This window comes from Flavivirga eckloniae, from assembly GCF_002886045.1.
In the GTDB taxonomy this organism is placed as follows: Bacteria; Bacteroidota; Bacteroidia; order Flavobacteriales; family Flavobacteriaceae; genus Flavivirga; species Flavivirga eckloniae.
Map to the genome: position 1 here is coordinate 871,056 of NZ_CP025791.1, position 11,445 is coordinate 882,500.

Annotated in this window: 8 protein-coding genes (1 of these 8 cut by a window edge); all 8 read left to right on the top strand. The window is 33.7% G+C overall.

Going from position 1 to position 11,445, the window contains the following annotated elements:
* The first annotated feature begins 720 nt into the window (after positions 1 to 720).
* Positions 721 to 2,934 carry an NADP-dependent isocitrate dehydrogenase gene (locus C1H87_RS03675; RefSeq protein ID WP_102754522.1) on the top strand — a complete coding sequence of 738 codons (2,214 nt, stop codon included), beginning with the start codon at positions 721 to 723 and terminating at the stop codon, positions 2,932 to 2,934.
* Between the two features lie 72 nt (positions 2,935 to 3,006).
* Positions 3,007 to 5,382: a TonB-dependent receptor gene (locus tag C1H87_RS03680; RefSeq protein ID WP_102754523.1), complete on the top strand. Its 2,376-nt coding sequence runs from the start codon at positions 3,007 to 3,009 to the stop codon at positions 5,380 to 5,382.
* 4 nt (positions 5,383 to 5,386) lie between these two features.
* Positions 5,387 to 6,208, top strand: coding sequence for a DUF4249 domain-containing protein (locus C1H87_RS03685; protein ID WP_102754524.1), 822 nt, complete (start codon positions 5,387 to 5,389; stop codon positions 6,206 to 6,208).
* A gap of 140 nt (positions 6,209 to 6,348) precedes the next feature.
* Positions 6,349 to 7,593 carry an efflux RND transporter periplasmic adaptor subunit gene (locus C1H87_RS03690; protein ID WP_102754525.1) on the top strand — a complete coding sequence of 415 codons (1,245 nt, stop codon included), beginning with the start codon at positions 6,349 to 6,351 and terminating at the stop codon, positions 7,591 to 7,593.
* A gap of 3 nt (positions 7,594 to 7,596) precedes the next feature.
* Positions 7,597 to 8,949 (top strand): ABC transporter permease, encoded by a 1,353-nt coding sequence (locus C1H87_RS03695; RefSeq protein ID WP_102754526.1) that lies wholly within the window; start codon positions 7,597 to 7,599, stop codon positions 8,947 to 8,949.
* 7 nt (positions 8,950 to 8,956) lie between these two features.
* Positions 8,957 to 10,417 carry a TolC family protein gene (locus C1H87_RS03700; RefSeq protein ID WP_102754527.1) on the top strand — a complete coding sequence of 487 codons (1,461 nt, stop codon included), beginning with the start codon at positions 8,957 to 8,959 and terminating at the stop codon, positions 10,415 to 10,417.
* Between the two features lie 30 nt (positions 10,418 to 10,447).
* On the top strand, positions 10,448 to 11,266 hold the full coding sequence (murQ, locus tag C1H87_RS03705; protein WP_102754528.1) for an N-acetylmuramic acid 6-phosphate etherase: 819 nt from the start codon (positions 10,448 to 10,450) through the stop codon (positions 11,264 to 11,266).
* A protein-coding gene (locus tag C1H87_RS03710) for a DUF6095 family protein (RefSeq protein ID WP_233783329.1) crosses the window boundary here: on the top strand, positions 11,256 to 11,445 show its 5' portion. It continues 41 nt past the right edge of the window; only the first 190 of its 231 coding nucleotides appear in the window; it begins with the start codon at positions 11,256 to 11,258; its stop codon lies beyond the right edge, outside the window. The genes murQ and C1H87_RS03710 overlap by 11 nt, the downstream gene beginning before the upstream one ends.

Sequence of the window (11,445 nt, forward strand, 5' to 3'; positions counted from 1 at the left end):
TATATTAGCAAAAGAAATAATAACAACCTCGGTTGGTTTCCTGGTAACATGAATTTATATTATTTTCTAAAATAAGGTAACGTTCTTTATTATAATTGTTTTTTGAGGTTTAATAGCGACACGTGTATGCGTGCGAAAGGCTAAAAAATCATGATGTTACAAAAAGTCCTAGATGCGCAAGCAGCCAGCAACTGGTGTAATTGAAAGCTTAAAAAGCAACACAAACGAAAGTGACTGTTGTAATAATAGTAATGCTTTAAACAAACTTAACGTGAAAACGAAAAGTTCTGATTTATAGCATCAAGAAAAACAATTAATCGAAACATATTTGGTAATAGGTCAATGCATATTGAAATTGCTAAAATGTTTCATTGAAATAATAGCACTTGAATTGAAAAGGTTCGAACGTAAGTTTAAACTGATTTAGTAGCAATACTAATTAGGTCACGTTATGTTATTTCAAAGAAAGCCATGTCAAAAAAGATTCATTTCTTTCGTGATATGGCTTTTGTTTTTTACAGCTTCAACACCTCTTTTTTATCAAAATGCCATTCAATTTCAGATTTTTTAATATTCTGTTAAATCCCTTGCGTTTTAATTGTTTTTCATACGATATTTCAACATTTTTAATAATGCATTTTTGTATATTCGCAAGGCTAAAAACGACTCTAATTATATCTGTGTTTTTAGCCTCATAATAACTCAAAAAAAACTACATAAATGGCTAAAATTATTTATACCAAAACAGATGAAGCTCCAGCTTTAGCTACACGATCATTTTTACCTATTGTAAAAGCATTTGTGAAATCTTCAGGAATTGATATTGAAACTAAAGATATTTCTTTAGCTGCTAGAATCTTAGCTGTTTTTCCCGATTTCTTAAATGAAGATCAACGTGTTTCTGACGATCTGGCTTTTCTTGGTGAATTAGCTAAAAAACCAGAAGCTAATATTATTAAACTTCCAAATATTAGTGCTTCTATTCCACAATTAAAAGGAGCTATAAAAGAATTACAGTCTCAAGGTTTTGGTATTCCAGATTATCCAGATACTCCAAAAAACGATTCAGAAAAAGAAATAAAGTCGCGTTACGATAAAGTTAAAGGTAGTGCTGTAAATCCGGTACTTCGTGAAGGGAACTCAGACAGACGTGCTCCAAAGGCTGTAAAAAATTACGCCAAGAAGAATCCACACTCAATGGGGGCATGGACTAGTGACTCAAAAACCCATGTAGCAACTATGGCGTCTGGGGATTTTGCCCATAATGAGAAATCGGTAACCTTATCGGAGGCTACAAGTGTAACAATAGAACATATAGATAGTACTGGTACGGCTACCACTTTAAAAGATAGTTTTCCTTTATTAAAAGGAGAAATCATTGACGCTACCGTTATGAACAAAAAGGCGTTAGTATCATTTTTAGACGAACAAGTAGCTGATGCCAGAGAAAATAATTTGCTCTTTTCTTTACATATGAAAGGTACCATGATGAAGGTAAGCGACCCTATTATATTTGGTCATGCCGTAAAATCATATTACAAAGACGTATTCGTAAAACATGGTGCCACCCTAAAAGAACTAGGCGTTAATGTAAACTCTGGAGTTAGCAACCTTTTAAGCAAAATAGAAGAGCTTCCAGAAGATAAGCGTAAAGAAATAGAGGCAGATATTACAACTGTATATCAAAACGGTCCAGCTATTGCTATGGTTAATAGTGATAAAGGTATAACTAACCTTCACGTACCAAGTGATGTTATTATTGATGCTTCAATGCCAGCCATGATTCGTACATCTGGTCAAATGTGGAATGCAGAAGGTAAACTTCAAGATACCAAAGCCGTAATTCCAGATAGTAGTTATGCCGGAATTTATGCTGCAACCATCGATTTTTGTAAAAAGCACGGCGCATTCGATCCAACTACAATGGGAACTGTTCCTAACGTTGGACTTATGGCACAAAAAGCAGAAGAATATGGATCTCATGATAAAACTTTCGAAATAGAATCTAACGGAACTGTTCGTGTGATAGATGCCTCAGGAAATGCATTGTTAGAACATACTGTTGAAGAAGGTGATATTTGGAGAATGTGCCAAACCAAAGACGCCCCTATTCAAGACTGGGTAAAATTAGCAGTAACCAGAGCAAGAGCTTCACAAACACCTGCTGTTTTTTGGTTAAATGAAAACAGAGCACACGATGCCGAATTAATTAAGAAAGTAAATACATATTTAAAGGATCACGATACTAACGGATTGGATTTAAGAATCCTATCCCCTATCGATGCTACCATCTTTACTTGCGAAAGAATTATTGAAGGAAAAGATACTATTTCGGTATCCGGTAACGTATTACGTGATTATTTAACAGATTTATTCCCAATATTAGAAGTAGGTACAAGTGCAAAAATGTTATCTATAGTACCACTAATGAATGGAGGAGGTTTATTTGAAACTGGTGCCGGAGGTTCTGCTCCAAAGCACGTACAACAGTTATTAGAAGAAAATCACTTACGTTGGGATTCTTTAGGTGAGTTTTTAGCCTTAGCCGTATCCTTAGAACATTTTAGCGAGGTTAATAACACCCCGAAAGCAAAAGTTTTAGGAGAAGCTTTAGATGATGCTACCGACAAATTGTTAGAAAACAGAAAAGGACCTTCAAGAAAAGCTGGTGAGTTGGATAATAGAGGAAGTCATTTCTATTTAGCTTTATATTGGGCGCAAGAACTAGCAAATCAAACAAAAGATGATGCTTTAAAAGCAGAGTTTACTCCTATAGCTAAACAATTGGCTGATAATGAGTCTGCCATTGTAAAAGAATTAAATGATATACAAGGTAAACCAACCGAAATAGGTGGGTATTATGAACCTAACGAATTGCTTATTAATGAAGTCATGCGACCTAGCAAAACGTTAAATAGCATCTTGAATGACTAAACAATTCATTACATATATTATAAAAAAGCTCCTTTTAGGGGCTTTTTTTATATTTTTATAAAAAAACTTCAAATGAAAAACCAGTTATTGTGGTTTCTTTTTGCTTTATGTTTCAATAGTATCTTAATAAACGCCCAACAAAAGTTTACCTTAAGCGGTACTGTCTCAGAAGAAAAAAGTAACGAAACGCTTATTGGAGTTAATATTATTTTTCCCGAGATTCAAACAGGAACAACTACCAACGAGTATGGGTTTTATTCCATAACATTACCCGAAGGTGAATACAACGTAATAATTAGCTATTTAGGATTTACTACAAAATCTGAAACCATAGTACTCTCAGAAGACATTACTAAAAATTTCAGTTTAACAGACGAATTAGAAAATCTGGATGAAATTGTAATTACAGAAAATATTGAAAAACTAAACATAAAAACGCCCCAAATGAGCGTTAACAAACTAACGTCCAACACCATAAAAGAAATACCTGTGGTGCTTGGAGAGGTAGATATTATTAAAGCCATTACCTTACTTCCCGGTGTTACCAATGCTGGTGAAGGATCTTCAGGCTTCAATGTTAGAGGCGGCGCAGCAGATCAAAATTTAATACTATTAGATGAAGCCACGATTTACAATTCATCACATTTATTTGGTTTCTTTTCCGTTTTCAATCCCGATGCCATAAAAGATCTTCGGCTCTATAAAGGAGGTATTCCTGCCCGGTATGGCGGCAGAGTTTCATCGGTGTTGGATATTTATCAAAAAGAAGGAAATAGCAAAAAATTTCATATGAATGGCGGTATTGGTATAGTATCTAGCAGATTACTTGCAGAAGGGCCGCTTAAAAAGGACAAAGGATCATTCCTCTTGGGAGGAAGGTCAAGCTATGCACATTTATTCTTACCCCTCTTTGATATTGATAACATTGCTTATTTTTACGACTTAAATACCAAACTAAGTTATAAACTAAACGAAAACAATAATATCTACCTATCCGGATATTTTGGTCGCGATGTTTTTAGAATTCAAGATACTTTTGAAAATACTTATGGCAATGCTGTACTTAATTTTAGATGGAACCATTTATTTTCAGATAAACTATTTTCAAATTTATCTTTAATCTACTCCGATTATTACTACGATTTAAAGTTAGATTTTGTTGAGTTTGATTGGGTTTCTGGTATTCAAAATTTCAACCTTAAATACGATTTTAAACATTATTTAACCGATAAAGTAAAGTTACAATACGGGCTTAATAGCATCTACTACAGATTCAATCCGGGTGAAATAAAACCAACTGTAGAAACTTCTGGAATTAATCCATTTAAATTAATAGACAAATACGCATTTGAAAATGCTGTGTATTTTGATACTGAACATAAACTATCTGATAAATTAGCTCTATCCTACGGATTGCGACTCAGTACTTTTCATCGCTTAGGCCAAGATGAGCTTAACGTATATGAAAATGATCAAGCAGTTGTATTCAATGAAGATTTTCAAATTTATGAAAAAGCAACTCCAACTGGAGTAGAAAACTTCAAACGTAGTGACGTTATTAGTAGTTTTTTCAATCTAGAGCCCAGAGCCTCATTAGCTTATAAGTTATCCTCCAGAAGCTCAGTAAAACTAAGCTATAACAGAATGAGTCAATACTTACACCTATTATCCAACACAAACTCTCCTACTCCTCTTGATATTTGGACACCTAGTGGTAAATATGTAAAACCCCAGTTACTCGACCAGTATGCGATTGGTTATTTTAAGAATTTCAATGATAATAACTACTCCCTGGAACTGGAAAGCTTTTACAAAACGGTTAAAAATAGAATCGATTATATTGATGGGGCAAATTTAATTGCAAACGATGCCATAGAACAAGTTATCTTAAATGGTAGAGCCAGAGCATATGGATTAGAAGTGTTACTCCGTAAAAATGAAGGTAAATTTAAAGGGTGGCTAGCATATACCCTATCAAGATCTGAACAACAAACCCCCGGAAGAACCCCGGCTGAATTAGGGATAAATAATGGAAACTGGTACAAAACACCTTTCGACAAAACTCACGATATTTCATTTACCGGAAGCTACGACTTAAACAAAAAATGGAAGTTAAACGCCAACTTTTTATTTCAAACTGGGCAGCCAGCAACATTCCCTAGCGGACAATATCAATTTAACGGGCAAAATATCCCCAATTTTAATGGTAGAAACCAGAATCGATTACCAGCCTACCACCGATTAGATTTTTCTTTTAATTACACACCCAAACCAGAAAAAAAGAAGAGGTGGCAAAGTCATTGGATATTTGGCATATACAATATTTATAATCGTAGAAATGCGGCATCCATATCCTTTGGTCAAAATACAGAAACACGTCAAAATGAAGCTACCAAGCTATCTATTTTTGGAATCGTTCCCTCTGTATCTTATAATTTTAAATTTTAAGGTCATGCGTAAATTACACTACATATTATTACTTATAAATTTTATCTCTATTTTATCTTGCGAAGATGTTATTAATGTAGACGTAAATACTTCTGACCCCAGATTAGTTATCGATGCCTCTTTAAATTGGACTAAAGGAACCAACGGAGAGAACCAAACCATTAAACTAAGTCTTACTGCTCCTTTTTTCGATACTACTGTCCCTCCCGCTACAGGAGCATCTGTAACTGTTACAGATTCAGACAGCAATGTTTTTAATTTTAACGAAATAGGCGATACAGGAATCTATATAAATAATAGTTTTATACCTGTAATTAATAACGTGTACAACCTAACAGTTGTATACAATAATGAGACCTATACCGCAACGGAAACCTTGACCTCTGTTGCTCCAATAGAATTTATTGAGCAAAAAAACGATGGCGGATTTACAGGAGAGGAAACCGAAATAAAAGCATATTACACCGATCCTGAAGGGGTGGATAATTATTATTTATTCGAATTTATTATACCTTCAGAAAACATACAAAGCCTGGAAGTATATGATGATGAATTTACAGATGGTAATCAAATCTTCGGATTCTACTCAGACGATACGCTTGAAACTGGTGATGAATTAATTGTTAGAGTCTCAGGTATTTCAGAACGTAATTTTGAGTTTTTTAACATTTTGCTTCAACAAACTGACGATGAGCAGGGAGACCCTTTTCAAGTTCAGCCGGTAACAGTACGAGGAAATTGTATTAATCAAACAAATCCAAATAACTTTCCTTTAGGGTATTTTAGAGTTTCAGAAACTTCTTCTGCTACTTATACTATTGAGTAAATTTCTATTTATTATTCTTTTTAATTCTTTGTTACGTTAATTCCTACCATTTTGGTATAATTTATGATGGTTTTAACGAAAATAAAATCTTACGATTCGCTTTTTTATATATTTTTATCGAAAATCAAATAGTCCCCAAAATGAATAAAAAAAAGCTTGCCTATATCATAGGTATCCTCATTTTAATAATTATAGGATATACTTATTTTAATTCCGATACAGACAAAGATGTTTCTCTTACAACCAAGGTAATAAAAGGTAATTTTTTAAACGAGGTTTATATTTCTGGTGAAGCACAATCTACAAGTTCAAAAAAAATTAATGGACCAAATAGTGCTCGAAGATTCAATATTTACCAAATAAAGATACAAGATTTAGTAGCCGAAGGTACCGTAGTAAAAAAGGGGGATTATATAGGTAAGCTTGATGCTTCCGAAGTTAATTCAAAGCTCAATGAAGCTCAGCTAAATTTAGAAAAGGCCGAATCCAGATATACCCAGCAAAAACTAGATACCACATTAAGCTTAAAACAAGAGCGCAATACCATAAAAGACCTATTATTCAACATTGAAGAAGACAAGCTAGAGCTGGAACGTTCTGCTTACGAATCTCCTGCAACCATCAAATCCTTAGAAATCAAAATTCAAAAAACCGAGCGCAACTTAAAAGAAAAAAAAGCTGATTATTTAATAAAAAAAAGGCAGGCAAATGCTAAAATGGCTATAGCCGGTACTGAGGTTACAAAGAATAAAAAAAGAATAGAAGACCTTATTAAGTTGCAAAAAGAATTCACCATATACTCTGATGATGAGGGTATGGTAACATACGTAAAAGAATGGAACGGTAATAAAAAGAAGGTTGGTTCTACAATCACACCCTGGGAACCAGCAATTGCCAGCTTACCGGACTTATCTAAAATGGAGTCGAAAACCTATAGTAACGAGGTTGATATTAGAAAAATAAAAAAAGGACTTAGTACTAAAATAGGTTTCGATGCTTTCCCAGATATTGAACTCGATGGTGTTGTTACAAGTGTAGCTAATGTTGGAGAAACAAAGCCAGGATCAGATATTAAGCTTTTTCAGGTATTAATCAAACTTAATGGTACCAATAAGAACATAAGGCCGGGAATGACTACATCAAACAAAATATTAATAGACCAACAAAATGATGTTTTAATGGTGCCTTTGGAAGCTATTTTTGCCAAGGATTCTATTAGTTATGCCTATGTAAAATCCGGGTTATCGATCAATAAAAAACAAATCGAATTAGGAGAATCTAACAACGAGGTCGTTATTGTTAAAAAGGGCCTGGAAGAAAATGATATCGTGTATTTAAGTAAACCCGAAGGTTTAGAAGAGAAAAGTATAACGCTATTAGAGTAAAAAATGATAGACAAAATACTTTTAGAAAAACTAAAATCCAATTTTAATGAAGCTTTCTGGTTCATTAAAACCAATAAGATTAGAACTTTTTTAACTGCACTGGGGATTATTTTTGGTGTTGCTTCAGTAATTACCATGCTAGCTATAGGAAAGGGAGCAGAAAAAGAAATACTAGCACAATTAGAACTAGTAGGCGTTAATAATATTGTTATAACGCCCATACCGGATGAAGAAAATGAAGATTCAAAAGGAAATGGTGAAAATGACAACAAAACCGAATCAAAACGATTCTCTAAAGGTCTCGATATCCTTGATGCTACGAGCATTCAAAAACATATTCCCAGCGTAAAACTTGTTAGCCCGGAAATAATTCTGAATACCTATGTAATAAACAACGGTAGGCAAAACCCAGTTAAACTTATAGGCATATCTCCTACTTTTTTAGAAACTTCAAACATCAATCTAGAGAACGGTAAAAGCTTTTCAGACTACCAAATCAAGAATGCATTACCGGTGTGTATTATTGGCAAAAAACTTGAAAAAAAATTGTTTACAGGGGAAAGCGCCTTGGGAAAACAAATTAAAGTAAAAGACGTTTGGTTACAGGTAATTGGAATTATAGAAGAAAAACTAATATCGGAAAAAGCACAGGAAAATTTAGGTATTAGAGATTTAAATAAAGATGTCTATATTCCCATTAATACCTTTCTTATCCGGTATAAAGATCGAAAAATAACACGCAGTACAAAGAGTAGACGGAACAGAAATGAAAATGGCCTCAAAAAAAGAACGCCTAGAGGTAACTATCACCAAATAGATAAGCTAACAGTTCAGGTTAAAAACTCAAACGAACTAAAAGCCACAGCAGAAGTTTTAAGTAAAATGCTTAAACGCAGACATAATGATGTATTGGATTTTGAAATAACAATACCAATTCAACTCTTAAAACAACAGCAAAAAACAAAGCAAATTTTCAATATAGTATTAAGCATTATTGCTGGTATATCATTACTCATTGGAGGTATAGGCATTATGAATATCATGCTGGCCTCTGTACTGGAAAGAACCAAAGAAATAGGAATAATTCGTGCCATTGGCGCCACTCAAGAAGACGTTATATTACAGTTTTTATCAGAGTCTGTTCTGATAAGTGTTGGTGGTGGAATTCTTGGAATTATCCTCGGAATCATTGGGGCTTATATTATCGAAATAGTTTCTGGTATTGAAACCGTTTTATCTATAAACTCAATTATTCTATCATTTTTTATCGCTGTTATGGTCGGTCTTATTTTTGGGATATTTCCAGCAAAAGCAGCCTCCAACAAAAAACCTATTGAAGCCCTAAGATCTGAATAAGTTACATATGAAAAAAATACTCCCTCTAATCCTCTTGTTCCTACCTATACTTTCTTTTTCTCAATCGAAAAATATTACACTTGATGAAGCCATCAAAATTGCGAAAATAAAATCACCAGATTACAAAGTTAACCTGAACAGAAATCAATCGAGTTATTGGCGTTTTAGAAATTACAAAGCTAGTTTTCTTCCCGAACTAAAACTGGATGCTACCTTGCCGGAATATAGAAATTCCATTCGAAGAATAACAAACGATGAAGGTCAGGACGTATTTGTAAACCAAAATCAATTACTATTAGAAGGTGGTTTATCCATCTCTCAAAGTATTCCTTACTCTGGGGGCAAATTATCAATAAGTTCGAACCTGGAACGTGTTGAACTTTTTGGTCTTAATGATAACATCGGATATTCAGTAATTCCTTTTTCCGTAAATTATTTTCAAAATTCTATTTTATACAATCCTTTTAAATGGGATAAAAAAATTGAACCTCTAATTTACGAGGAGTCCAGAAGGGATTTTGTTGAAAATATGGAGCGGATTTCTGTAAATACCTGCCAACGGTATTTTGCATTACTTAAAGCACAAATGCAGCTGGAAATCGCTAAGTTAAATTTATCAAATCAGGATACGTTGTATCAAATAGCAAAAGGTAGATTTAAAATGGGGAAAATTGCAGAAAATGAATTGTTACAAATGGAGTTAACGCTTTTAAACTCTAAAAACACCGTAACTACCAATACGGTAGCACTAAAGAAAACCTCTCAAAATCTGGCTCGGTATTTAGAGCTTGACACCGAAAATTTAGAATTAGATATTCCTAAAGATTTACCACTCTTTGATGTTGATATAGATAAAGCGTTAAGTGAGGCAAAATCAAACAGGAAAGCAGTTATAGAATTTAGAAGAAAACGATTAGAAGCAGAAAAAAATCTGGCTTTTGAAAAGGGAAACAACAGATTAAAGTTAGGCATACGCGCTAATTTTGGAATTTCACAAAATGGTGACGATTTTAATAACCTCTTTAATAATTATAATAAACAACAAAATGTTTCGGTTTCGATTGGTATTCCCATATTCGACTGGGGCGTATCCAAGTCTAAACGCAAAATGGCAGAAGCTAATTTGAGTTTAACTAATAATAACATCAATCAGAATAAACAAGAATTTGAACAAGAGATTTACCTCCATGTATTAAATTGGTCTAATCAACGAGACTTTTTATTTACTTCTGAAAAAGCTAAAGAAGTTGCAAACAAACGATACGATATTTCTCAAAAAAGGTATATGCTCGGAAGAATTACGATAACAGATCTTAATATCGCTTTGCAAGAACGAGATAGAGCTATACTTCAATATTTAAATTCACTTCAGAAATTCTGGCAGGATTACTATATCCTAAGACAACTAACCCTATATGATTTTATAAACAATAAAAAAGTTGAAATAGACGATATTCTATATGATTAATTATTGTTTATTAATTCATATTTTTGACTCATGAGTTTTACCAAAACAACAGAGCAGGATTCCCATTACAACCATCTGGAAAAGATGAGTATTAATGAATTATTGAACAGCATAAACAACGAAGATAAAACAGTGCCCTTAGCTGTTGAAAAAGCGCTTCCTGAAATAGAAAAGTTAATAGAGCAGATCGTCAACAAACTTAAATCAGGAGGTCGGTTGTTTTATATGGGGGCCGGTACTAGTGGTCGTTTAGGGATTCTGGATGCATCAGAGTGTCCGCCAACATTTGGAGTATCACATGACCTTGTGATTGGTCTTATTGCTGGAGGAGATTCTGCTATTAGGAAAGCTGTAGAATTTGCTGAAGACTCACTTACTCAAGGATGGGAAGATCTTAAAGCGTATAATATAAATTCAAACGACGTCGTCGTTGGTATTGCTGCTTCAGGTACCACACCATATGTTATTGCTGCCCTAGAAGCATGTAACAAAAATAATATTGTTACAGGTTGCATTACATGTAATCACAATAGTCCATTATCACAAACAGCACAATTCCCTATAGAAGTTATCGTAGGTCCGGAATTTGTTACCGGTAGTTCCAGAATGAAAGCAGGTACGGCTCAAAAACTAGTGCTTAACATGATAACTACGGCCACAATGATTCAACTTGGTCATGTAAAAGGAAATAAAATGGTAGATATGCAGCTAAGCAATAATAAGCTAGTTGATAGAGGTACCAGAATGATTATGGATGAATTAAAAGTTTCGGAAAAAGAAGCTCAGCAATTACTATCAGAATATGGTAGTGTTCGTTTGGCTGTTAAAAATTATAATAATGGAAACTAAAAAAACAAATAAAGAGATTCTTATAAAAGGACTAAAAATAATGGGGATTTCTTTGGGAGCCATGTTTTTGGGACCAATACTCATCCATATTGCTTTTAGTAATCAAGAAAAGCCATTGTACATCCCTATTCTAATTGTAGCCATTCTAATATGTGGATTAGCTGTTTATTTAGCCTTTA

Bases quoted from the DNA above. Each gene is read 5' to 3' on its own strand.
- C1H87_RS03675 (WP_102754522.1), top strand. From the start codon at position 721: ATGGCTAAAATTATTTATACCAAAACAGATGAAGCTCCAGCTTTAGCT.
- C1H87_RS03680 (WP_102754523.1), top strand. From the start codon at position 3,007: ATGAAAAACCAGTTATTGTGGTTTCTTTTTGCTTTATGTTTCAATAGT.
- C1H87_RS03685 (WP_102754524.1), top strand. From the start codon at position 5,387: ATGCGTAAATTACACTACATATTATTACTTATAAATTTTATCTCTATT.
- C1H87_RS03690 (WP_102754525.1), top strand. From the start codon at position 6,349: ATGAATAAAAAAAAGCTTGCCTATATCATAGGTATCCTCATTTTAATA.
- C1H87_RS03695 (WP_102754526.1), top strand. From the start codon at position 7,597: ATGATAGACAAAATACTTTTAGAAAAACTAAAATCCAATTTTAATGAA.
- C1H87_RS03700 (WP_102754527.1), top strand. From the start codon at position 8,957: ATGAAAAAAATACTCCCTCTAATCCTCTTGTTCCTACCTATACTTTCT.
- murQ (WP_102754528.1), top strand. From the start codon at position 10,448: ATGAGTTTTACCAAAACAACAGAGCAGGATTCCCATTACAACCATCTG.